This window comes from Longimycelium tulufanense (genome assembly GCF_014645795.1).
Classification (GTDB): domain Bacteria; phylum Actinomycetota; class Actinomycetes; order Mycobacteriales; family Pseudonocardiaceae; genus Longimycelium; species Longimycelium tulufanense.
In genome coordinates, this window is the sequence record NZ_BMMK01000005.1 from 21,681 (window position 1) to 43,857 (window position 22,177).

The following is a 22,177-nucleotide window of genomic DNA, read 5'->3' on the forward strand; positions in this document are numbered from 1 at the left end:
GTCCCGGTACGGAAAGTCAGCCCGACTCGGTACCGGACAGGGCGCGGACGACCCGGGACGGGCTGGGACGCCCCAACTGCCCCGCCATCCAGGTGCTGGTCGCCACCAACGCCTCGAGGTCGACTCCGTGCTCGATGCCGAGGCCGTCGAGCATCCACACCAGGTCCTCGGTGGCGAGGTTGCCCGTGGCGGACCTGGCGTAGGGACACCCGCCCAGTCCTCCCGCGCTCGAGTCCACTGTGGTCACGCCGGACTCGAGGGCGGCGAGGGTGTTCGACAACGCCTGGCCGTAGGTGTCGTGGAAGTGGACCGCGAGAGTGTCGACGTTCACACCAGCGGTGGTGAAGGAGGACAGCAGCGACCGGACGTGCCCCGGGGTACCCACGCCGATCGTGTCGCCGAGGGACAGCTGCTGGCAGCCCATGTCCAGCAACCGGCGTCCCACCGACACCACCTGGTCGAGGGGCACGTTGCCCTCCCAGGGGTCACCGAAACACATCGAGACGTAGCCGCGCACCGCCAGCCCTTCGGCGCGGGCCCGCGTGACGACCGGTTCGAACATCGTGAACTGCTCGTCCAGGGATCGGTTGAGATTGCGGCGCGCGAAGGTCTCGGTGGCCGCGGCGAAGATGGCGATGTGCTCCACGCCCGTGGACAACGCCCGGTCCAGCCCCCGCTCGTTGGGCACGAGCACCGGGTAGCGCACGCCGGGCCGGCGGCCCAGCCGAGTCAACAGCTCGTCGGCGTCGGCGAGCTGCGGTACCCACCGTGGGTGCACGAAGCTGGTCGCCTCCAGCACGCGCAGGCCCGCACCCGCGAGTCGGTCGAGGAACTCCAGCTTGACCTCGACCGGCACGGTCGTGGCCTCGTTCTGCAGCCCGTCCCGCGCGCCGACCTCCCAGATGGTCACCAGTCCCGGCAGCCCGGTACCGGCGACCCGCTGCGGTGCCCGCATCCCAACCTCCTCATCGCCACCCCACGGCGAACCTGTGCGGCGAAGCCAGCAACCAAGTTAACGCTGACTAACAGTCGCCGTCCAGTCTCCCACTCTCCCCGCGCGTGCCGCCGCGTGCACGCACGCGGTCGGGGACGTCGATGTCGGTTGTCGGGCGGTGAGGTCACCCAGGGGGTGGAAGCGTGGAGACAGGTTGAATGCGCCGCAGCGAACGCAGCGGTGCCCGGACATACGCGAGCGCCCGGCGCGACGGGGGATGCACCGGGCGCTCGCCCAGGGACGGACGACGCGAGGGAGTGTGTCGTCCACTATGGACTTTGGGGAATTTGTTATGGCAGGGGGCAACGTCAGGACTGGGGCGGGGTGACACCCTTGGGCAGGCAGCTGACGTTGCGCTTGCCGTCGGGGGCCACGACGAACCAGACGCCCTGCAGGCCCTGGCCCTTCCAGGCGCCGGGCTTGGGGTCACCGGCGAAGCGGTACAGCGGCCACCCGGCGAGCGTGACCTGCTCGGTGCCGTCGGAGCGCTTGACGGTGCCAACCAGGCTCGGGTCGACGCCCTCCAGGGTCGGCTTGCCCTGGGCAAGCACCGGCGGCCACTTCTTGGCGCACTCGCCCGCACAGTTGGACTTCGGCGGCTTGGCGGTGTCCTTGTCGAAGCGGTAGAGCAGGAAGCCCTCGCTGTCGGCCACGGCCTCGCCCATGGCGGACAGCTTGACCTTCTTCAGCGCGCTGGTGGTAACCCCCTTCGGGGCACCCGCACCCGAGTCGGCCGGCGGGTTCGGCTTGGCGGGAGTCTGGTTGCCGGCGGGCGGCTGCTCGGAGGGGACCGAGCCCGGCGGCGGGGCGTAGCCCTCGGACACATCCGGCGCCTCCGGGGCCTCGGGCGTGGTGGTCTCCGGCTCGGACACCACGCCCTGCTGCTGCACCTGTGCGGCCGGCGTCGCCGCCTCCGGCTGCGCCCCATTCGCCGTGGTGGTCCACCACACCAAGACGGCAGCGGTACCGATGGCGCCGACCGCCGCGATCCATCGTGTCTGTCGACCCACTACTTTCCCCTTCTGCTGGGCGCCGACTACGACCCTCGATACGCGGCGGAGGACAGCGCGGTTCAAGCTCTCAGGAAAAACTCAGGGGGCCCTGACCGCGTTGCCGATCACGGACTCGCTCGCCGTCCACTGTGGATGATCAGCGAAGAAGTCCTGGTATTCCGGGATATTCGAGCTGTTCACGCGCACGCGGCGCGATCCCCGGCGAGATCACGCGGTTGAGCTGCCTGCGCGGAACATGGGGATGCTGCGGGCGAAAGCAGCGTGCCGTACTCACGAGAAGGAACGCGACTTCCTACCCATGCTGGGGTAGAAGTGCGCGCAGCCGGTTATCGGGCCAATCGTTCGATTACCGGCCCGTCGCTGACGTGGCCGATAACGGTCAGGCGAAGGTCGGTCACGGTGCGCATGGCATTTTGGTTGGCACTGAAACTACCGTGACCACAGCAGAAAGCATCGCGTCCCCGGTGGGGGAGCCGACCGGCGGCCCGCCAGGAAGTCGGGGAAGCGTCATCTGTCCGGGGGCCTTCACACTGCTCCGGAAGAGGTAACCATAGGAGGTGGTCGGCATCTCGGCTCCCCGCCCGGAACCGCAGGTGTTTCCACCCAATGCACCACGCGACAGCCCTACGACTACCGATAGCTTCCACTCGAATACCGCGCGCACTGGGCGTTCCGTCCCGCGAACCGGGCGGACTGCTGTCAGGGAGGCGCTCGCGATGAACCACGTCGAACCCGGCGGTACCGGCACGCCACGGGCGGCCGGGCTCACCCCGCCGCCCGTCTCGGCCGAGGCGATCCCCCGCGACCCGGGGGAAGTGGCCGAGCGCCTCACCGTCGGTGTGGAGGAGGAGTTCCTCCTGGTCGACGCGGCGACCCGGCGGGTGGCACCGGCGGCGACAGCCGTGCTGGCGGCGGGCACGGGAATCTCGCCGGTGCTGCAGCGGGAGATCACGCTCTACCAGGTGGAGACGACCAGTCCGGTCTGCCTGCGCGCCGGCGAGCTGCGCGACCACCTGCAGCGGTTGCGCGCCAGCCTCGCGCACACCGCCGAGCAGCAGGACCTGCGGCTGGTGGCCGCCGGCACCGCCCTGCTCGGTGAGGCCACTCCCCCACCACTGACCTCGGCCGAGCGTTACCTGCGGATGGCGCAGAAGTTCGGTGGGCTGGTGGACACGCACTCCATCTGCGGTTGCCACGTACACGTCGGCATGCCCGACCCGGACTCGGCCGTGCAGGTCAGCAACCATCTCCGGCCCTGGCTACCGCTGCTGCTCGCGCTGAGCACCAACTCACCGTTCTGGCACCAGCGCGACACCAGGCACGCCAGTTGGCGGTCCATGATCTGGGCCCGTTGGCCCACCGCCGGTCCCCCGCCCCGCTTCGACTCGACCGCGGACTACGAGGCCACCGTGCGCACCCTGCTGGAGACCGGGGCGGCGATGGACCGCGGGATGATCTACTGGGACATCCGGCTCTCCGACCACCAGCCGACCATCGAGATCCGGGTCTGCGACGTGGCGCCCACGGCCGACGAGGCCGCGTTGCTCGCGGCGCTGACCCGCGGGCTGGTGGCGATGGCCATGCTGGACGTACGCGCCGGCCGGCCCGGCCCGGTGCTGCGGCAGTCCGACCTGCGGGCGGCGTTGTGGCGCGCGGCCCACGACGGGTTGGAGGGCGACTGCTTCGACCCGGTCACCGGGCGCACCGTGCCGGTGGAGGTCGCGCTCGACCATCTGCTGCGGCGGGTTCGCCCGGCCCTGGTCGAAGGCGACGACATGGCCCTGGTCGAGGAGGTGCTCCAGTCGCTGCTGGCGCGCGGATCCGGGTCGGCCCGGCAACGTCGTGCGTTCGCCCGACGGGGACGCCTGGTCGACGTCGTGGACATGCTCGTCGCACAGACCCCGGGCACCCTGTTCATCCCTCAGCCCCGCCCGGTCTGATCGGGTTTTGGGCCGGGAACCGGTGGCGTGGCCCGGCCGCGAGGAGGCGGGCGGCGATGTGGCTTGGCGCCGGACAACATGCGGCCGGGTCGCCGGTCGAGATCGCTGCTGGCCTTCCCTACGGTCGTCGCGCCGGCCCATCCCGGGGCGCTCGCCCTGATCGGTCGGCCCACCGGCGGTGAGCCGTCAATCCCGATCGGGCGCTCTCCCGACGCTGCTCCCCGGCCGTCAGCTCGGAGACAGCGCGTGAGGAATCTCCGCCCGTCAGCTGAGGCATCGGTCGGCACCACCCCCAGCCGATGCCGACCGATGCCCCACACCCCCGGGGCGAGTCCTGGCAGCGCCCATGCGTGGGGTGGGCAGGAGGTGGGCCGGTCTCCCCCAATGCGTCGGCCGCAACAGCGGTGTGGCGGCGATCCCGCGGATGCGCCAACCGCTGGTCGTGGCCCCGGACCCACCTCCCGTACACCCCCTCGCGGGGGTGAACCCACCCGTGAAAAAGAGATCGCCCCGGGCTGCCAGATACGCGCGAGATCTTGCGGTTCCCGGCAAGAATCCGACCTCGGCGACGCCGGCGGCGCGGACGGATCAGCGGTGTGCGAGCAGGACAGCCACGTGCCGGCGCGGGACGAGCAGCATCAGGCCGGCGAGGGCGAGCATCCCCCCGTGCAGCAGCTGGGTGACCACGGCCGGGTTCGGCAGCAGGAGCGGGGGCAGGCTCGCCAGCGCGCCGAGCAGCCAGGGCAGCGGCCGCCCGGTGATCCCGGCCCGGGCCGCCCGCACCAGGTAGACGCCCAGCAGCAGGTGGAGCAGGTTCTGCATGGGGTCGACGTCGAGAAACCACACGGTGCGGGCCTGCGGGCCGGCGGCGAATCCGGTGGCCACGAAGCCGAGCAGGCCCAGCGCCGCGAACCCCACGCCGAGCGCGGCGGCGAGCCGCCCGTGCGCGGACTCCACGCGGGACCCGGCCCGGACCGGCAGCTCGGTGTGCTCCAGCCGGCGGAACACGAACACCAGCACGGCGACCAGGGCCAGCAACGCGGCCAGCCATCCGGCTCCCGGTACCGGCCAGGGCACCTCCACGCCCAGCACGGCGAGCAGCCGGACGGCCACCAGCACCAGCGCGATGTGCCAGAGGAACAACGTCACCGGTGTCGCGCCCAGCCGGCCCAGCAGCCGCAGCGGCCGACGCCGCGCCAGCCACCGGGCCGCGCGGCCACGCCACAGCAACACGAAGGGGATCTGCCACGCCGCGAGCGCCAGGCCGCAGACCGCCAGTGGGTTGAGCCCCGACGGTGATCCCGACTCACCACCGAGGGTGCGGGGGTAGGCGCCGGTGGCGACGAGCACGGCCAGGGCGGCGAGCCCGGAGCACGCCACCAGGGCCAGCGTGCGTCGGTTCAGCCCGGCCAGCCGCCCGTCCGCGTGACAGAACCCCAGTTGTTGCACCAGTAGGCCCACGACCAGCACGTTGGGGTAGCCGATCAGCGCGTTGTCGGTGGCCTGCCGGACCAGGTCGAGGCTCAGGGCGAGAGCGGCCAGCATCGTGGGCACCGCCCAGGCGAACCGGTCGTGCAGCCACGCCGCGACCGGGCTCGCCGCGGCGACCAGGAGGTAGACGCCCAGGTACCACAGTGGTCGCGCCACCAGCCAGCCGAGCCCGTCCAGCCGGGCGCCGGCGTCGAGCATGCCCAGCCCCAGCGGCAGCATCAGCCAGGCGAGCACGAAGGCGACCACCGGCCGCAACAGCCGGCCCACCCGCTCGCAGAGGAACTCGACGTACCCGCCACCGCGCTCGCGCACCGCCCGCCACACCGCGAGGTTGGCGCGGCCACCGGCGAAGAAGAACAACGGCAGCACCTGCAGCACCCAGATGGTGATCCACAGGCCCGGCTGCGGTGCCAGCCCCTCCCCGCCCCAGCCGAGGGCGACGACCAGCGGCATCCCGACCAGCGCGAGCAGGATGCTGGCCAGCGGTAGGAAGTGCTCCACCCGGTTCGTGCCGTGGCCGACGGCCGGGGTGGCGGGCGCGGGCCGGGGCGCGCGGAACCGGCCCGGGCGGCGCGCCAGCATCAGGCAGGCGATGACGGCCAGGCCGGCCGTCCAGGAGGCCACCGGCTCGTAGCTGGGTGGGCCGTACCGCTGCCGCCAGGAGTTGAACGTCAGGCCAGCCGAGTAGGTGTTGGCGAGCGCGTGGCAGGCCACCACGTCGTGCCCGCGCTGGGTGGCGCAGCGGGCGTGCATGTCGGCCGCGAGCTGGTCGTCGATCCCGCGCCGCGCCTCCGGGCCCAGTGGGTGGCCCTTGCGCTCGGCATACCGCAGTACGTCGTAGCCGAAGTCGTGGGCCTTGCAGCCGGCATCGAAGTCGTAGGCGGTGGCGCCGCCGGGCGCCGAGCAGTCACCGCGCGGATGCAACGCGCGCAGCCTGCCGTCCGGGAACCGGACCATGATCGGCTCGTAGCCGAACTGCTGGGCGAAGTCGGCGGGCAGATCGGCCACCGGGTCGCGGTCCACACTCGGGTGCGCCAGCGCCGCGGCCACCCGGGCGGCGCCGGCCACCGACGGGTCGACCGGTCCGTTGCCGGGGTCGGTCGGCCGAGAGAGCAGGAGTCCGCAGAGGAAGACCACCGCGACCACCGCGACGGCACGCACGGCCAGTGGGAGCTGGGGTAGCCGCCAGGGCAGCAGGGCGGTGAGCCGGCGCGGGCCGGAGAGGACAGGCCGGGTGGGCTCGCCGGCACGGTCGCTGGCCCTGGTGAGGGTCGTGCCGTCGGGGGGATGCACCGGCGGGCCCTCCTCGCCAAGGTCACGGTCCGGCTACGAAGGGCTGAGGCTAGGCGATGGGGTGTCTACCCCGTGTCACCCCCCGCCGCCAGGCGAGAAACACAGGTGGGCCATCCGGTGCCGGGTGTGTCGATGGTTGGGGGTGAACGCGCTGGTGAAGCGACGGGCACGGCGTGCGCCCGGCTCGGCCGGTGCCGCTCGCGGACCGGGATTACCGTCGGAGGCGAGGGGTGCGAGCGAGGAGGGGTAATCAGTGGGCGGCGTGATCATCTACGAGCCGGAGCCCGGCTCCCCGCTGCAGGACGTGCCCTGGGTCGTCACGTTCCGCTCCTGGGACGACAGTTGGGACCCGTTCATCTGCGGGCCGTACGAGCGGGCGCACGCCATCGCGCTGGCCGAGGCGGTCGCCGTGGACTCCGAGGACGTGCTGGCCGACGTCGAGCCACTGCTACCGGCGCTGGCCCCCGACGACGTGCTCGCCGACATCGCCGAGCTGCGCGCGGCGGCCGAGGCCGAGACCACCGGGCCGAACGGGGAGCTGACCGAGCCGGAGCCGGAGGACCTGGTGCCCACCGAGACGATCGTGCCCACGGCCGAGGAGGTGCGGGCCGGGATGGCCCGGGTGGTGCACCGCCTGGTGTCGGGCAACGGCAACGGCTGAGGGGCGGGGCAACGCCGGGGGCGCACGACCGGGCGGCCGGGCTGGCATGCCCGACCCGTCCGGCGCAGACTGGGTGCTGCAGCCCAACGAGGAGGCGGGGACCGGAACGGGTGATGGTGGTCCGGCCTCCCACCCAGCGGCAGGTCCCCGCGCTCGGCCGGGTGGTGCCCCGGCGACTTCGGGTATAGCGGGAGGTCGCCATGACCGGGTCAGCCGCGTCGGTGATGCCCAGGGTCCGGGTCCAGACCGGCGGTCACGTGTCGTCCCGGGCGGCGGAGTACGCCAGGGAGCGGGTGCTCGCACTCAGCCGGGACTGTCCCGGCCCGGTGCCCTACGCCCGGGTCCGGCTCAGCCGGTCGGCCGATCCCGCCGAACCGGCCCTCGCCCAGGTCAACCTCGACGTCGCCGGCACCGGGGTCCGGGCCCAGGCGGCCGCACCCACCTTCACCGAGGCCGTCGACCTGGTGCACGAGCGGCTCCGGGAGCGGCTGAGCAACCTCGCCCGGATCGCCCGGATCGGCCGGATCCGGCCGGCCGAGCCGCTCGCGTCGGCACGCAACCCGGAGCTGCCGGCGGAGGAGCCCCGGGTGGTGCGGCACAAGACCTACGCGCCGGAGCGGCTGGCCCCGGAGGAGGCCGCCTTCGACATGGAGCTGCTGGACTACGACTTCTTCCTCTTCCGGGACGCCACCACCGACCGCGACGCGGTGGTGTTCCGGGACCCGGCCGGCCTACCGCGGCTGATCCGGATCCGGCCAGACCGTGACGTACCCGCCCCGTTCCCGGTCGTGGGGGCCAGCGCGCCCCGGCTGACCACGGCCGAGGCGGTGGAGCGACTGGCGGCCACCGGGGCGCGGTTCGTGTTCTTCGTCGACGCGGCCAGTGGGCGGGGACACGTGGTGTACCGCCGCTACGACGGCCGGTACGGCCTGATCAGCCCGGCCCGGTGATCCGGCGCCGGCCCGGCAAGCCCGATCCGAGGAGGTCCCAATGCCCGCCAAGATGTGGAACGTCCAGATCGAGATCACCGAGGTGGACCGGCTGACCAAGGCGGAGGCCCGGCTGCTCGGCAAGGACTCCGAGGCCCTGGTCGGCCAGGGCACGGCGCGGTGCAATCCCAGCGACGAGAACGTACCGTCCATCGGCGATGAGCTGGCGAGCGCGCGCGCCCTGTCCGACCTGTCCCACCAACTGTTGCACGCGGCGGCCATGGATATTGAGTCGCACACCCACCAGCGGGTGCAGCGGCTCAGCGTCTGACGGTGCTGACCGCCGGCTCCCCAGGGGCCGGCGGTCAAGCCGTGGGCACCACCTGGTGGGTGTTGCGGTCCGGCCGCAACGGGGTCAGGTCGCAGCCGGGTTCGCGACCCAGTGCCAGGTCCGCGGCCACCTCGCCGGTGATCGGGCCGAGGGTGAGTCCGCCGGCACCCAGCCCGGTGGCCACGACGAGTCCGCCCAGCCCGGACAGCGGCCCCAGCAGGGGCAGCCCGTCCCGGCTGGCGGGGCGGAAGCCCACCCGCATCTCGGCCAGGGTGGCCTCGGCCAGCCCGGGAGCGGTGGCGAGCGCGTTGTCGAGGACGGCGTGCACGCCACCGGCCGTGGCCCGGTGGTCGAAGCCCACCTTCTCCCGGGTCGCGCCGACCACCAGCCGGGAGCCGGGGAACGCGAGCAGGTAGTGCTCGCCGAGGGTGCGCACCACCGGCCACCGTTCGGTCTCGGCACCGGGTAGCAGCAGGTGGGCGAGCTGGCCGCGCTGCGGGTAGACCGGGAGGTCCCGGCCGAGCGGCCGGCACAGCTCCGCGGTCCAGGCGCCGGCGGCGAGCACGACCGCGTGCGCGCCGAGCACCTCCCCCGCCATCTCGACGCCGGTGACCCGGTCGCCGGCACGGGCGAGCCGCGCGGCGCCGACCCGGCGCCGCGCACCGTGGCGGGCGGCGGCGGTCAACAGGGCGTCGCGCAACGTCCGGCCGTCCAGCCGGCCGATTCCAGCCACCGCCACCGCGGCGAGGTCGGGGCCCAGCACGGGGAAGCGGTCCCGGGCCTCGGCCGGTGCCAGCAGGTCGATCTCGCCGAGCCCGGTGGCGCCGCGCCCGCGCAGGGCCACCAGCTCGTCCCGCATGCCGCGCAGCAGGGTGGTGTCCTCGGCGACCGTCATCCCGCCGACCCGGGTGTAGCCGGCGTCGGTGATGCCGTCCTCGGCCAGGTCCGTGAGCAACCTCGGGTAGTGGTCGGCCGCGGCCCAGTGCAACGCCGCATGGGCCGGCGGGACCGGTCCGACCGGCCAGGGGAAGATGACGCCGGCGCCCGCCGCGGTGGCCTGGCCGACGTCGGCCCGGTCCACGACGAGAACGTCTACCCCCTGCCGGGCGAGCCGGTAGGCGGCGCTGGCCCCCACGATCCCGGCCCCCACCACGATCACGCGCATGCCGCTCCCCTGTCGTCTCGCGGGCATCCCCCACCCGGGTGCCACGACCGGCGTGCCGATCATGGTTTCCGCGCCGAGCATGCCCGAGGAAACCGGCCCGCTGGCACGGTTTCCCTCGGCCGGGCGCCGCCGCACGGGGGGCAGGTGGTCGCCGGCTTGCGACCGAGGGGCGACCCGACCGCGCGGGCAGGTTCGCCCCCAGCTTTCCACGCCACCACGACTGGCGGTGCTTCCACCGGTGCCGGCGGCCCGTGACCGGAGGCGACCAGCTCCGGTCTCGGTGCGCGCCCGGGCCCGCGGTCGGCCCCCTCGACGGACCTCCCCGACCGCGAAAAAACCGGGAATATTATCTTCGCAACGGTCGACCCGCCAGAAGACAGGTAATTCCTTCCTCAGTTCGTAAGAACTTACTTTTCACTCACACCACTGTCGCAGGCTGTGCCCTTCATCTCAGCCGGGAAGCGGTGTCCACAAACCGTGGGTAACACGATGCTCCGCCGGTTCGGTGTTCTCGCACCGAGGGGTGGCGGAGAATGTGGTGCTGCCGTAAGACTCCTCGCGCAGAGACTCGCGATCCTCAACCTTCGCCGTTGTTGACGCGCCTGGGGAGAACACTTGCGAAGCACGTGCAGGGGCAGCCGTTCGTGGAGCGCGCGGTACCAGATACGTTGTGTGTCAAGGAAAGCATCAATGTGCCGCAAGGGTGGCACGAAGCGCCCCCGACCAAGGCCGAGTGCGGCGGCCCGCCGGCGCTGCCGCGGCAGCCTTGCCAGGAAACACTTTTTCCCAGAATTCAGGCAACAGTGCTGGACATCCGGAACCGGCTACACAGGTTGGCGCACGCCAGGTCCGTTGGTGGCGTCCCCGGGTTCCATCATGAGCTGTCCCGCGACGGCCGTTCGTAGGCAACCCAGCGCCAGTAGCACAACGCGTCGAAAGGACAGGTGTCATGCCCGGTGCCACGGGACGTCGTGAGCAAAGGACTATTGCCTCAATCGCCCGCCCCTCCCTCGCGTTGCCCGAGTACGTGGTGAAGCAGGATGAAGTCATCGAGGCCGTGCGCAGGCACCACGCGGAGGCACCGCAACTGGAGCGCGGCCTGGAGCTGATGCACAACACAACCGTCCAGCATCGGCATCTGGTCGTCGACCTGGAAGAGATGCTGGTCGGACACTCCTTCGGCGTCCGCAACGCCCGCTACGCCCGTGAGGTGGTGCGACTCGGCACCGAGGCGGCCGAGGCGGCACTGCTGATCGCCCGGACCACGGCCGCCGACGTCGACTATCTCGTGTTCGTCTCCTGCACCGGCTACATGCTGCCCGGTCCGGACGCCTCGATCGCGCAGGAGCTGGGTTGCCGGCCCACCATGCGCCGCACCCCCATCCAGCAACTCGGCTGTGCCGCCGGGGCCACCGCGCTCGCCGATGCCTTCCACTTCCTGCAGGCATATCCGGAGGCCACGGTGCTGGTGGTGGCGGTCGAGCTCAGTTCCCTGTGTTTCCAGGTCGATCAGCACTCGCTGAGCGACTTCATCTCCAACGGCATCTTCGGTGACGGCGCGGCCGCCGCGATCGTCCGGCGGGCCCGCCCCGAACACGTCGGCTTCCATATCCGCGGCTGCCGACAGCATCTTCTCCCCGATTCGCAGTCCGTCATCGCCGGCACCACAACGGAGATCGGCTTCCACTTCCGCACCGATCCCCGGGTACGCCGCACCGTCAGCCGGGTCGTCCCGCAACTGCACGCGCTGATCGCCGAACAGGGATGGTCACCCGATCAGCTGGAGTTCTGCGTCTCGCACACCGGCGGGCCGCAGATCATGGACGGCGTCGAGACCGGGCTGGGACTGGCACCCGGAACCCTGGCCCCCAGCCGGGCGAGCATGGCCGACATCGGCAACACGTCCAGCGTCAGCATCTTCGACGTCCTGCGCCGGCACCACGACGACGCTCCCCGGCACGACGCTCCCGGCCTCATCGTTGCCTTCGGCCCGGGGTTCACCACCGAGGCGCTCGCCGGCACGTGGAACGCAAGTGTGAGTTGAGCGCACCAAACCCCTGCGGCCCAGCATCGATCCACCCTGGAACGCGACACTTCCTCAGGCTTGCCAGGTTCCGGGTCGGGCATACGTCCCACGGCGGCTCAAGGCATCGAGCAGGTCGCGGTCGGCGGCGTGCCGGGTGCGTACCTCGTCGAGGTAGTGCGTGAAGTCGTCGGGCTGCCCGTTGCCCTTGGCCAGCACCCGCAGCTCGTCCAGCAGCTCGGGCACCTCCTCGACCTCCTGCCGGGGGCGGGCCAGGTGTCGCTCCACGAGCCGCCGGTAGACCGCGAGTGCCTGGTCGGGTTGACCGTCCGGGCGGCCATCGACCAGCGCCGCCCAGGTCTGGTCGTCGCAGCCGAAGGTGCGGGCGACGCGGCAGGCGCCGTCGAGGTCCCCCTCCCAGAGCAGGATGCGCACCCAGGCCGAGCTGCGTTCCAGGTCGGGGCGGGAGCCGTTGGTGGTGATCCGCAACGAGCCCAGCAGGCCCTCGCGCTCGGCCGGCCACCGCCGCAGGGGTTCGGCGACCGCGCGCAGCCGCAGGAAGGTGTCCAGGCCGGGCCGTTGCTGGAACGCCGCGCGCAGCAACTCCAGGGCGCGGTCCAGCCAGCCGCGGTGCATGCACTCGTCCAGGGCGAGATCGACCAGGCGGCCGGCCGCCCCGCGCCCGCGGGTGGCGCCCAGCCCGCGCTCGACCCAGCGCAGCACCTCCGCGGAGCGACCGGCCTCCTGCAGGAGGGTGGCGATCCGCAGGTACTGCCAGCCCGTGGAGAGGTCCTTGGCGAGCACGTCGACCTGCAGATCCACGTCCCCGGTGTGCTCGGCCAACTCCTCCAGCACGCGCAGCACCGCCCACCGGTGCCGATCCAGTCGGGGCGGTTGCCCGAACGGCACCGTCGGCAGGCCGCGGCACAGTTCTTCGGCACGCTGCCGATAGGCGGCCAGCCCGGTGGCACCGAGCGCCCCGTCGTAGTCGGCCAGCGCGACCTCGGGACCCTCCGGATGCTCCAACTGCAACCGCAGCAGCCAGTCGGCCAGCTCTGTCGGGTCGGCCCGGCTCGCCCGGGCCGCGGCCGCGTGCACGGCCAGGGCCGTCTCGGCGAGCTCGCGGAGCCGTGGGTCGTTCGGGAACCGCGACAACGCGGCGACCACCGTCTCGACCACGTCCTGCGCCAGCGGCAGGACCGCCGCGGCACCGTCCTCGGCGACCCACCGCCCCAGCAGGTCGACCGCGGCGGCTACCCGGTCCAGCCGGGCGCCGTCCGGTTCGGAGTCCGCGACCGCGAGCGTCTCCGCCAGGGTCTTGCGGACCAGCGCAACGTCCTCGGTGTCACTGCCCACGCCGCCACCCACGGTGAAGCATGAAAGCGCACTTTCGGCGCGGCGCCGAGAGTCCGGGACAAGCTGGGACCGAACGGACCAGGACCGCTGCGCCGGCCGTGTCACCCCCGAGTGCCCTACGCAGACCCGCTCAACGTGTGAGCTGCCACACGGCCGAGGCGAGGATGTCGGCCGCGTGGTCGAGGGCGACCGGGTCCGACCACCGCAGGACCCGTTTGCAGCATGACCCGAGGGGTCAGCCGGTTACCGCACGTTGGTAGGCGCCCAGCGCGTCGGGGGCATCGATGCTGCCATGGTGGTGGTACTGCCGCCAGCGACCCTCGTCGTACCGGAAGTACCGCGTGGTGCGGATCTCCAGGGCGATGGTGTCGCCGTCGGCCCCGGTGTAGCTGCCAGTCTCCCGACCGGCGAAGACGGCGTGCCGCTCGTCCGAGTACTCGACGATGTCGCCGAAGGTCACCTCGACCCGGGCGGAACCGTGGAAGACCTTCTCGTACAACTCGGCGACCTTGTCACCGCCACGCAGGATGCCTCCCAGTGGGTTGTTGAGTTGGGCCAGTGGATGCTGTGCCCACACCTCGCGAAGTACGTCACCGTCGCGCTGGTTGAAGGCATAGTAGAACGATTCCAGGGCGGCGTAGGCGCCCTCGATGGTGGGCGTGGTCGCCTCGACGAGTCGGTTTCGTGCCTCTGGGCCATAGCGCAGAGCGGTGTGCTGGATCATTCGGTGACTCCACGTCTCGGGGCTGCTGGTTCGGCCGTCACGCGCCAGTCTCTCGCCCGTCGCGTCTCGGGTCAGCCAGCTGCGACACGGATCATGCGACGGGCCCCCGCCCCGCTCCCGGCACGAGACCCGGGCCTCGGACAGGAATCCGCCCGACGTTTCCGGCGCCTTGTCGCCCGGCCCCACGGGAGCGCTTCGCCCACCCGCCGGAGCAGCTACACCACCGTCAGCCGGCCAACAAGTCGTTAATGCACAGGTCTCGCCATAGCAGGCTATCGGCAACTAGGTTTCTGTCACCTGGGCCGCCGGCCACGCCCGGGAGTAGCCCGGCGGCCCGTCGCCGCTGGTCCGATCGCTGGAGGCGCTCGTGACAACCCCGATGGCCATGCACATGAGCGACGGCCTGCTCGATCCCGCCACGTCGGCGTTGTTCGGCCTGGTGGCCGCGGCCGGCCTGACGCTGGCGGTGCTGCGCGCCCGCCGGGACCTCGACGACCGTACCGCCCCGATGGCCGGGCTGGTCGCCGCGTTCGTGTTCGCCGCCCAGATGCTGAACTTCCCGGTCCTGCCCGGGGTCAGCGGCCACTTGCTCGGCGGGGCACTCGCCGCGTTGCTGGTCGGGCCGGCCGTCGGCGCGTTGTGCCTGACGATCGTGCTGGTGATCCAGGCGTTGATGTTCGCCGACGGCGGCTTGACGGCGCTGGGCGCGAACGTCACGAACATGGCGTTGATCGGGACGGTGGCCGGCTATCTCGTCGCCCTGGGGTTGCGGCGGTTCGCGGTTCGCGGTCGTGCCGGGCTGGCCGTGATGGCCTTCCTTGCCGCACTGGTGAACACCGTGGCGGCCGCGTCGGGCTTCGTCGTGGAATACGGCATCGGCGGCCAGGGCGGGGTCTCGCTTGTGGGTGTCGCCACAGCCATTCTGGGGGTGCACATTCTCATCGGGGTCGGTGAGGGCGTGATCACGGCGTTGACCGTGACCGCCGTGGCCGCGGTACGCCCCGACCTGGTCCACGTGTTGCGCGGTGCGGACCGCCCGCTGCAGCTTCGTCCCTCGCCCGTGGCCCGACCGGAGGAGAGTGGCGCGTGAGCACCCAACAACACGACACCCGTCGTCGCAACCGAGCCTTCTTCCTGATTTTCGGTCTGGTCGCGGTGCTGTTGGCCGGTGTGGTCTCCGCGTTCGCGTCCAGCGAGCCGGACGGACTGGACGCGGTGACCCGCCAGGGCTGCACGGTCACCGAGACCGAGCGGGGCGAACAGGTCGAGGGTGAATGCATCGCCCAACATGCACAGGACCACGCGCTCGCCGGCAGCCCGCTGGCCGACTACACCGTGAGGGGAGACAGCCGTCTCACCGGTGTGGCCGGTGTGCTCGGTGTCGTGGTCGTGCTGGCGGTGTCGGGTGGCCTGTTCTGGCTGTTGCGTCGACGCTCCACACCGGACGAGACCCCGCGGACTGACTGAATGGGTGGCGGGCACCGACATCCGCTGCACTGGCCGGGAAACTCGCCAGGACACCGGCTGCCGCCGCAGGTCAAGATCGTTGCCGCGCTGCTGCTGGTGATCTGCGTGGTGGCCACGCCCCGCCAGGTGTTCTGGGCGTTCGGCGGCTACCTGTTGGTGTTGCTGGTGCTGTGGCGGGTCGCCGGGGTTCCGGTGCGTTGGTTCGCCAAGCGCGCCTTGATCGAGCTGCCGTTCGTCGTGCTCGCCGTGCTGATGCCGTTCGTGGGGGTCGGCCCGCGTGTGGAGGTGCTGGGTGTCCCGGTTTCGGTGGAGGGAGCCCTCGCCGGCTGGGCAATCCTGGCCAAAGGCACGCTCGGCGTGCTCACCTCGCTGACGTTGGCCGCAACCACCTCCCCCACCGAGCTGTTGGTGGGTCTGCGCCGGCTCCACGCCCCGGCGGTGCTGACCACCATCGCAACATTGATGCTGCGCTACGCCGAGGTGATCGTCGCCGAGGAACGACGCATGCGATTGGCGCGCCTGGCCCGCGGCCACAATCCGCGATTCCTGTGGCAGGTCGGGGCCACCGCCCGCGGGCTCGGCACACTGTTCGTGCGCGCCTACGAACGCGGAGAACGGGTACACCTGGCAATGCTGTCACGGGGATGGACCGGGGCACTGCCCGATGCCGATGATCGTCGGACATCACCGCGAAGCTGGTGCGCCGGCTTGTCGCCGGTGGCCGTGACAGCGCTGGTGTGGGGAGTGGCGTTGTGGACCAGTTGACCGAACCAACCCAGACCACTGTGGACGCGGGTACGCCGGCTCCGCCCGCGCTGTTGGTGGAACAACTCACCTACGCCTACCCGGATGGCCGGCAGGCGTTGTTCGGCGTGGACCTGCGGATCGAGCCTGGGGAACGGGTGGCCCTACTCGGCCCGAACGGTGCGGGCAAGACCACGCTGGCGCTGCACCTCAACGGCGTCCTCAGCGGTGGCGGCGGCACCGTACACGTCAGCGGGTTGCCGGTGTGCAGGCCGAACCTACGCGAGATCCGGCGACGAGTGGGCCTGCTGTTCCAGGATCCCGACGACCAGCTCTTCATGCCGACCGTGTCCGAGGACGTGGGATTCGGCCCGGCGAACTTCGGGCTCCGGGGCGAGGCGTTGCGGCAGCGGGTGCGTCAGGCACTGGCCGCCGTGGGCATGACCGAGCACGTCGACCGTTCCCCCCTGCACCTGTCCGGCGGCCAACGTCGACGCGTGGGGTTGGCCTGCGTCCTCGCGTGCGAGCCAGACATCCTCGTGCTCGACGAACCCTCGGCCAACCTCGAGCCCGTGGCCCGCCGCGAGCTGGCCGAGGTCCTCGGCGAGCTGGGCCACACGATGCTCATGGTCACCCACGACCTGCCCTACGCCCTGCAGCTGTGCCCCCGCGCCGTCCTGGTCGACGGCGGAATCGTGGTGGCCGACGGGCCCACCCGCGACATCCTGGCCGACTCGGCCCTGTTGGCCCGGCACCGGCTGGAACTTCCCTGGGGTTTCTCCCTCTCCGCGGCGGAGCCGACGCACGGTTGACACGAGACCGGGGTGGTTGCGCCGCCTCGGCTACGGTGGGCGCGGACGTGGGTGGACGATGCCGGAGGAGCGCCGTGGCCGGGGCCGAGGACGATGCGACGGATCTCGCGGCACTGCTCGGTGATCCCCTGGTCCGCGGCTTCGGCGTGATCCTGGAGGTGACGGCTCGGCTGGAGCGGCTCGTCGCGACCTCGCTGGAGCGCGAGTTCGGCATCAGCCACACGATGTTCGAGGTCCTGCTCCGGCTGGCCGAGGCGCCCGACCGGCGGCTGCCGGTCGGCGAGCTGGGTCGCCTGCTCGTGGTGACCAGCGGCGGCGCGACCCGGCTCGTCAACCGCATGGCGGAGCGCGACCTGGTGCATCGCCGGACCTCGCCGATCGACCGGCGGGTGCAGATCGTGGAGATGACCGATCACGGCGCCGACGTGCTCCGGCGGGCCGCCGCGGTGCATGCCGCCCATCTCCGGGAGCTGCTCGGCGAGCCGTTGCCGGCCGAGGAGCTCACCCGCATGTTCGAGTCGCTGGACCGGCTGGGCGCGGCCCTCCGGGAACGCCTTCCCTACCTGCACTGACGCACCGGCGTCCCAGCCTCCCCACCGCCCGGGCCGACCGGGATCAGGTGACCTCGGCCACTCCGGAAATATCTGACGAGTCAGATAACGTCGGATCGAGTGTGGTCGCGCCGCGGGCGCCCCGTCCCACTCCTGGGAGGCAGTTGCGATGACCGAGACGTCGCTGTATCCGACCCTGCTCGCCGTACTCGGTGAGCGGGTGGTGCCGGTCGTCACCGGCCTGGCGACCACGGAACAGGTGGAAAGGCGGCTCGCCGTACTGCACGCCACCACCTGACCTCCCATCGTCAGAAGCAATGGTGACGGCTCGGCCCACGAGCCGACCACCCAGAACCGTCCACATCAGACAGATCACCGAACCGAAGACGCAGGAGCCCGTCATGGACGTCGTCAACCAGGGATTCTCCGTTCCCACCGCGGGGCCGTTGTACGAGAAGCCCACCCACTACTACCGGGGCTCGCGGATCATGCTCGCCTCATACGAGGCCGACACCGCCAAGGTCGCCGCCTACCTGCCCGACGGCGTCACCCCGCTGGACGACCCGGTCCGCATCACCGCCTGGGGCGCGGAGTTCCCCTTCACCACCTACGGCCCCTACCGGGAGTCCTTCCTGTTCGTCCGCGTCCAGTTCCAGGGCCAGCCCTACGTGTACAACCCGCTGATCTGGGTGACCAGCGACGCCGCCATGGCCGCCGGCCGGGAGGTCTGGGGCTTCCCCAAGGAACTGGCCGACATCCGGGTCAGCTTCGAGCAGAACCAGATGATCACCACGACGGAACGGCCGACCGGCCGGCGCATCATGACCCTGTCCACCACCGTCGACCGGCCCGCCGATCCCGGCGAGCTGGACAACTTTCCGGTCCTGCTCCTGCGCAAGATCCCCAACAGCCGTGCCGGCGCCCCGCCGAGCGTGTGCGAGTTGACCCGAACCGAGCCGCAGTTCATCCCGCACACCACCGCGAGCGGCGCACCCGACCTGTGGGCCGGGCGTGCCTCACTCACCATGGACTCCCGCTCGGAGGTCGATCCCCTGCACGCCTTCGCGCCCACGCGGATCCTCGGCGGTTTCTACGGGACCTTCGACATGACCCTGCCCTACGGGGAACCCATCCACGACTACCTCGCGGCCGCGGAGTAATCGTCGCGTCGCAAGACAGAACGGAACACCATGGCAACGATCCTCATGGTCCTGTCCGGCGCGGCCGACTGGACGCAGAACGACGGCACCAAGCGCCCCAGTGGTACCTGGAGTGTGGAGTTCGTGGTGCCGCACCGGACCTTTCTGGAAGCCGGTCACCGAGTGGACATCGCCACCCCGGACGGGGTTGCGCCGACCTTCGATCACCAGAGTCTCACCGCCCGGTACGCCGGCGGGGAGGACAACGCCCGGGACTACACCGCCTACCTTCGGCAGATCGATCGTGAGCTGCGTGCTCCGCTGCGCCTGGCCGACGTCCGCATCGCCGACTACGACGCCGTGTTCATCCCGGGCGGCCACAGTCCCCTCGAGGACCTGGCGCACGACCCGGATCTCGGCCGGCTGCTCCTGGCCACCGAAGCCGAGGGCAAGCTCGTTGCCGCGCTGTGCCACGGCGCTGGTGGCCTGTTGTCGGCGAACCTGTCCGGCGGTCGCTGGTTGTTCGCGGGCCGACGCATGGCCGTCTTCACCGACGAGGAGGAGCATGCCTACAACACCGCGGCCGGCGCGCCGTGGTTGCTGGAGACCATGGCCAGGGCGCGCGGTGCCGTCCTCGAACCTGGCCCGGCGTTCGGCAGCAAGGTCGTTATGGACGGGAACCTCTACACCGGCCAGAATCCTGAGTCGAGCAGCGAGATCGCTCTCCAGGTGGTCAAGGCGCTCGGCTGAGCCCCACGCCCAACACAGCAGTCGGGTCCCGCGCGACGGCTCCATATCGTCGCGCGGGACCCGACGCTGTCGTCTCCGGTGGCCGTCGGCGGCTGGGGTCGTCGCCGCAGCCCCGGCTTTACGAACCCGGTGCCCCGTAGGGAATCAGTGCTGCGGCGGCTGGTCGGACAGCTCGGTCGCACTCTCGGCGGACGGGGTGATGCTGGAGCGGGGCGGCTCGACCGCGGGCGGGGCCAGCGGGCTGGGCACCTCCCTGCTCGCCACCTCCTCCGCCTCCTTGACCGCCTGCCGCACCGCCGGGTCCGAGGCGGTCTCGAACCAGCTCGCGATCGACTCGTCGTCGGCCTCGGGACGCGTCTCAGGAAGCTCCTCGGTGGGCGGCTCGTAGCGGAACACGCCGTCCTCACCCTTGCTGCCGAGCATGGTGGCGAAGCCTTCCAGCGCCTTGCTGAAGTCGCTGGGGATCATCCACACCTTGTTGGCGTCGCCCTGCGCCATCTGCGGCAGGGTCTGCAGGTAGGTGTAGGCCAGCAACTCCGGGGTGGGCCGGCCGGCCTTGACCGCGGCGAAGACCTTCTCGATCGCCTTGGCCTGGCCCTGGGCCTGCAGGTAGCGGGCGGCCCGCTCACCCTGGGCGCGCAGGATGCTGGACTGCCGCTCGCCCTCGGCGGACAGGATGGCGGCCTGCTTGGCGCCCTCGGCGGACAGGATCTGCGCCTGCTTCTGGCCCTCGGCGCTCTTGATGGCCGACTCGCGCTGGCCCTCGGCGGTGAGGATCATCGCGCGCTTCTCCCGGTCGGCCCGCATCTGCTTCTCCATCGAGTCCTGGATGGACGGCGGCGGGTCGATCGCCTTCAGTTCCACCCGGGACACCCGGATGCCCCAGCCACCGGTGGCGTCGTCGAGCACCCCGCGCAGCCTGCTGTTGATCAGCTCGCGGGAGGTCAGCGCATCCTCCAGGCTCATCCCGCCCACCAGGTCACGCAGGTTGGTGGTGGTGGTCTGCTCGACACCGACGATGTAGTTGGACACCTCGTAGACGGCCCGCTGGGCGTCGGTGACCTGGAAGTAGACGACCGTGTCGATGGAGACGGTGAGGTTGTCCCGGGTGATCACCGGCTGCGGCGGGAACGACACCACCTGTTCGCGCATGTCGATGCGGGCCCGTACCCGGTCGAAGAAGGGCACCAGGAAGTTGAGCCCGGGCTGGGCCACGGTGCGGAACCGGCCCAGCCGTTCGACCACCGCGGTCTGTGCCTGCGGGATCACCAGCACCGACTTCGCCGTGGTCACCAGGACCAGCAGGACGATGACTGCGACAACAATGAGTGCGACCACACGCACCTCCCGTTAGAGGCCACCCCAGACGACCGCGGTGGCCCCGGAGATTTCCACGACCGTGACTTCCCGACCGGGTTCCAGGACCTCCGTCGGGTCGGAGGTCCGGGCCGACCAGACGTCGCCCCCGATCTTGACCTGACCGCCGTCCGGGCTGACCGTGGCCACCACGACGGCCTTGCTCCCCACCAGCGCGTCGACGTTGGTGCGGGTGCCCTCGACCTGCCGGGCCATCCGGCGCTTGAGCGCCGGTCGGGCCAGCACGATCAACCCCAGCGAGGTCACCCCGAACACGACGGCGCTGACCACCACGTGCGCACCCAGCGCCGCCGAGCCGGCGGCGGCCAACGCGCCCACGCCCAGCATCAGCAGGAACAGGTCCCCGGACAGGACCTCGCCGACGATCAGCAGGATGCCGATGATCAGCCACACCAGAGCGGCCATGGCCTCATCCTGTCAGATCGCGCGACAGCGCGTCCCCGGCTTGGCACAATTCGTGATCTTGACCTCGGCGGGGCGTCGTGACGGGTGCCGGTCAACCGGTCGCCGTGACGAAGTCGATCAGCCGCTCCACGGCGCCGACCAGCGGTGTCTCCAGGTCGCGGAAGCTGTCCACCGCGGCCAGGACCCGCCGCCACCCGTCGGCGGGCTCACCCCACCCCAGGGCCCGGCACACCCCTTCCTTCCAGGGGACCCCCCGCGGCACCTCCGGCCATGCGGGGATGCGCAACGCGGCGGGCCGCACGGCCTGCCAGATGTCGACGTAGGGGTGACCGGTGACCAGAACGTGCTCGTCGTCGACCGCGTCGACGATGCGGCTCTCCTTGCTCCCGGGCACGAGGTGGTCGGCCAGGACACCGAGGCGGCACCGCGGCCCGGGGCCGAACGCGGCGACGCGGGTGTGAAGATCATCGATGCCGCCCAGCGGCTCGACCACGACGCCCTCCACGCGCAGGTCGTGTCCCCACACCCGTTCCACGAGTTCGGCGTCGTGCGTTCCCTCCACCCAGATCCGGCTGGCGCGGGCGGTGCGGGCGCGCAGGTCGGTGACCCGGCGGGAGCCGGAGGCCGAGCGACGCGGGGTGGCCGGGGCGGTGGTCGCCGGGGGCCCGACGAGGGTGACCGGCGTGCCTTCCAGCAGGAAGGCGGCCGGCCGGAGGGGGAAGTGGCGTTGTTTTCCGTGCCGGTCCTCCAGCACCACGGCGTCGTTGGGCATGCCCTTGTCCACCCGCAGGACCGCGCCGCAGAACCCACTGGCCGAATCCTCCACCACGAGCCCGGGTTCGGCGACGACCTCGGGCACCCGGCGACGGGACCGCCCGGTGCCCGAGGCCAGCACATCGCGTCCGTACTCCACCGATCGCACGACGGCGGACGCTAACCGGTGCGGTTCCGTTTCTCGGCCCCGCCACGCCGGCCGGTCCGGTTTCCTCGGCCACCGGCCGGGCGCGAGGAA

22 protein-coding genes are annotated in these 22,177 nt (G+C 71.5%); 13 read left to right on the forward strand and 9 right to left on the reverse strand.

Translation table 11 applies throughout. From position 1 onward, the window contains the following. Positions 1-16: 16 nt before the first annotated feature. Positions 17-955: a hydroxymethylglutaryl-CoA lyase gene (locus IEY55_RS07615; protein WP_189055418.1), complete on the reverse strand. Its 939-nt coding sequence runs from the start codon at positions 953-955 to the stop codon at positions 17-19. A 347-nt stretch (positions 956-1,302) separates the two neighbouring features. Next, positions 1,303-2,004 carry a hypothetical protein gene (locus IEY55_RS31935; RefSeq protein ID WP_229686156.1) on the reverse strand — a complete coding sequence of 234 codons (702 nt, stop codon included), beginning with the start codon at positions 2,002-2,004 and terminating at the stop codon, positions 1,303-1,305. A 719-nt stretch (positions 2,005-2,723) separates the two neighbouring features. Between IEY55_RS31935 and IEY55_RS07625 the strand changes: the two genes are divergently transcribed. Next, positions 2,724-3,947, forward strand: a complete 1,224-nt coding sequence (locus tag IEY55_RS07625; RefSeq protein WP_189055420.1) for a carboxylate-amine ligase — start codon at positions 2,724-2,726, stop codon at positions 3,945-3,947. Between the two features lie 588 nt (positions 3,948-4,535). Here the strand turns inward: IEY55_RS07625 and IEY55_RS07630 are convergent. After that, complete coding sequence (locus tag IEY55_RS07630) at positions 4,536-6,731, reverse strand: phospholipase A2 (protein WP_189055422.1); 2,196 nt, start codon at positions 6,729-6,731, stop codon at positions 4,536-4,538. A gap of 253 nt (positions 6,732-6,984) precedes the next feature. Between IEY55_RS07630 and IEY55_RS07635 the strand changes: the two genes are divergently transcribed. From IEY55_RS07635 to IEY55_RS07645, 3 genes are all read left to right on the forward strand, one after another. Continuing rightward, the gene (locus IEY55_RS07635) at positions 6,985-7,392 is read left to right on the forward strand and encodes a hypothetical protein (RefSeq protein WP_189055424.1); all 408 of its coding nucleotides are present in this window, start codon (positions 6,985-6,987) and stop codon (positions 7,390-7,392) included. 200 nt (positions 7,393-7,592) lie between these two features. Beyond that, a complete protein-coding gene (locus IEY55_RS07640; protein ID WP_189055426.1) occupies positions 7,593-8,342 on the forward strand; it encodes a sigma 54 modulation/S30EA ribosomal C-terminal domain-containing protein in 750 nt (249 codons plus the stop codon). A gap of 40 nt (positions 8,343-8,382) precedes the next feature. Then, the gene (locus IEY55_RS07645; RefSeq protein WP_189055428.1) at positions 8,383-8,652 is read left to right on the forward strand and encodes a DUF1876 domain-containing protein; all 270 of its coding nucleotides are present in this window, start codon (positions 8,383-8,385) and stop codon (positions 8,650-8,652) included. A 34-nt stretch (positions 8,653-8,686) separates the two neighbouring features. On the opposite strand, the gene IEY55_RS07650 is transcribed toward IEY55_RS07645, so the two are convergent. Then, the gene (locus IEY55_RS07650; protein WP_189055430.1) at positions 8,687-9,817 is read right to left on the reverse strand and encodes an NAD(P)/FAD-dependent oxidoreductase; all 1,131 of its coding nucleotides are present in this window, start codon (positions 9,815-9,817) and stop codon (positions 8,687-8,689) included. A gap of 949 nt (positions 9,818-10,766) precedes the next feature. On the opposite strand from IEY55_RS07650, the gene IEY55_RS07655 reads away from it, so the two are divergent. Next, positions 10,767-11,861 (forward strand): type III polyketide synthase, encoded by a 1,095-nt coding sequence (locus IEY55_RS07655; RefSeq protein ID WP_189055432.1) that lies wholly within the window; start codon positions 10,767-10,769, stop codon positions 11,859-11,861. A 54-nt stretch (positions 11,862-11,915) separates the two neighbouring features. Here the strand turns inward: IEY55_RS07655 and IEY55_RS07660 are convergent, their stop codons facing one another. Beyond that, the gene (locus IEY55_RS07660; RefSeq protein WP_189055434.1) at positions 11,916-13,196 is read right to left on the reverse strand and encodes an amino acid adenylation domain-containing protein; all 1,281 of its coding nucleotides are present in this window, start codon (positions 13,194-13,196) and stop codon (positions 11,916-11,918) included. Positions 13,197-13,431: 235 nt separating this feature from the next. Then, the gene (locus IEY55_RS07665) at positions 13,432-13,920 is read right to left on the reverse strand and encodes a YybH family protein (protein WP_189055436.1); all 489 of its coding nucleotides are present in this window, start codon (positions 13,918-13,920) and stop codon (positions 13,432-13,434) included. A gap of 367 nt (positions 13,921-14,287) precedes the next feature. On the opposite strand from IEY55_RS07665, the gene IEY55_RS07670 reads away from it, so the two are divergent. The 8 genes from IEY55_RS07670 to IEY55_RS07700 all read left to right on the forward strand — a co-directional run bounded on the left by IEY55_RS07670 (position 14,288) and on the right by IEY55_RS07700 (position 19,383). Beyond that, positions 14,288-15,010, forward strand: coding sequence for an energy-coupling factor ABC transporter permease (locus IEY55_RS07670; protein WP_189055438.1), 723 nt, complete (start codon positions 14,288-14,290; stop codon positions 15,008-15,010). After that, positions 15,007-15,387, forward strand: a complete 381-nt coding sequence (locus IEY55_RS07675) for a PDGLE domain-containing protein (RefSeq protein WP_189055440.1) — start codon at positions 15,007-15,009, stop codon at positions 15,385-15,387. Before IEY55_RS07670 ends, IEY55_RS07675 begins: the two co-directional genes overlap by 4 nt. Then, positions 15,388-16,152, forward strand: coding sequence for a cobalt ECF transporter T component CbiQ (cbiQ, locus tag IEY55_RS07680; RefSeq protein ID WP_189055442.1), 765 nt, complete (start codon positions 15,388-15,390; stop codon positions 16,150-16,152). Next, the gene (locus IEY55_RS07685; RefSeq protein WP_189055444.1) at positions 16,140-16,943 is read left to right on the forward strand and encodes an energy-coupling factor ABC transporter ATP-binding protein; all 804 of its coding nucleotides are present in this window, start codon (positions 16,140-16,142) and stop codon (positions 16,941-16,943) included. Before cbiQ ends, IEY55_RS07685 begins: the two co-directional genes overlap by 13 nt. 74 nt (positions 16,944-17,017) lie before the next feature. Then, the gene (locus tag IEY55_RS07690; protein WP_189055446.1) at positions 17,018-17,515 is read left to right on the forward strand and encodes a MarR family winged helix-turn-helix transcriptional regulator; all 498 of its coding nucleotides are present in this window, start codon (positions 17,018-17,020) and stop codon (positions 17,513-17,515) included. Between the two features lie 148 nt (positions 17,516-17,663). Then, positions 17,664-17,792 carry a hypothetical protein gene (locus IEY55_RS32520; protein WP_268239287.1) on the forward strand — a complete coding sequence of 43 codons (129 nt, stop codon included), beginning with the start codon at positions 17,664-17,666 and terminating at the stop codon, positions 17,790-17,792. 103 nt (positions 17,793-17,895) lie between these two features. After that, a complete protein-coding gene (locus IEY55_RS07695; protein WP_189055448.1) occupies positions 17,896-18,654 on the forward strand; it encodes an acetoacetate decarboxylase family protein in 759 nt (252 codons plus the stop codon). A 30-nt stretch (positions 18,655-18,684) separates the two neighbouring features. Next, complete coding sequence (locus IEY55_RS07700) at positions 18,685-19,383, forward strand: type 1 glutamine amidotransferase domain-containing protein (protein WP_189055450.1); 699 nt, start codon at positions 18,685-18,687, stop codon at positions 19,381-19,383. Positions 19,384-19,527: 144 nt separating this feature from the next. On the opposite strand, the gene IEY55_RS07705 is transcribed toward IEY55_RS07700, so the two are convergent. From IEY55_RS07705 to IEY55_RS07715, 3 genes are all read right to left on the reverse strand, one after another. Further along, positions 19,528-20,721 (reverse strand): SPFH domain-containing protein, encoded by a 1,194-nt coding sequence (locus tag IEY55_RS07705; protein ID WP_373289976.1) that lies wholly within the window; start codon positions 20,719-20,721, stop codon positions 19,528-19,530. A gap of 12 nt (positions 20,722-20,733) precedes the next feature. Further along, positions 20,734-21,165, reverse strand: coding sequence for an NfeD family protein (locus IEY55_RS07710; protein ID WP_189055453.1), 432 nt, complete (start codon positions 21,163-21,165; stop codon positions 20,734-20,736). A 91-nt stretch (positions 21,166-21,256) separates the two neighbouring features. Next, on the reverse strand, positions 21,257-22,087 hold the full coding sequence (locus IEY55_RS07715; RefSeq protein ID WP_189055455.1) for a DUF3097 domain-containing protein: 831 nt from the start codon (positions 22,085-22,087) through the stop codon (positions 21,257-21,259). Positions 22,088-22,177 lie beyond the last annotated feature (90 nt).

Excerpts from the sequence above, each read along its gene's own strand:
- IEY55_RS07615 (WP_189055418.1), bottom strand. The coding sequence starts at position 955 with ATGCGGGCACCGCAGCGGGTCGCCGGTACCGGGCTGCCGGGACTGGTG.
- IEY55_RS07625 (WP_189055420.1), top strand. The coding sequence starts at position 2,724 with ATGAACCACGTCGAACCCGGCGGTACCGGCACGCCACGGGCGGCCGGG.
- IEY55_RS07640 (WP_189055426.1), top strand. The coding sequence starts at position 7,593 with ATGACCGGGTCAGCCGCGTCGGTGATGCCCAGGGTCCGGGTCCAGACC.
- IEY55_RS07645 (WP_189055428.1), top strand. The coding sequence starts at position 8,383 with ATGCCCGCCAAGATGTGGAACGTCCAGATCGAGATCACCGAGGTGGAC.
- IEY55_RS07650 (WP_189055430.1), bottom strand. The coding sequence starts at position 9,817 with ATGCGCGTGATCGTGGTGGGGGCCGGGATCGTGGGGGCCAGCGCCGCC.
- IEY55_RS07655 (WP_189055432.1), top strand. The coding sequence starts at position 10,767 with ATGCCCGGTGCCACGGGACGTCGTGAGCAAAGGACTATTGCCTCAATC.
- IEY55_RS07665 (WP_189055436.1), bottom strand. The coding sequence starts at position 13,920 with ATGATCCAGCACACCGCTCTGCGCTATGGCCCAGAGGCACGAAACCGA.
- cbiQ (WP_189055442.1), top strand. The coding sequence starts at position 15,388 with ATGGGTGGCGGGCACCGACATCCGCTGCACTGGCCGGGAAACTCGCCA.
- IEY55_RS32520 (WP_268239287.1), top strand. The coding sequence starts at position 17,664 with ATGACCGAGACGTCGCTGTATCCGACCCTGCTCGCCGTACTCGGTGAG.
- IEY55_RS07695 (WP_189055448.1), top strand. The coding sequence starts at position 17,896 with ATGGACGTCGTCAACCAGGGATTCTCCGTTCCCACCGCGGGGCCGTTG.
- IEY55_RS07700 (WP_189055450.1), top strand. The coding sequence starts at position 18,685 with ATGGCAACGATCCTCATGGTCCTGTCCGGCGCGGCCGACTGGACGCAG.
- IEY55_RS07710 (WP_189055453.1), bottom strand. The coding sequence starts at position 21,165 with ATGGCCGCTCTGGTGTGGCTGATCATCGGCATCCTGCTGATCGTCGGC.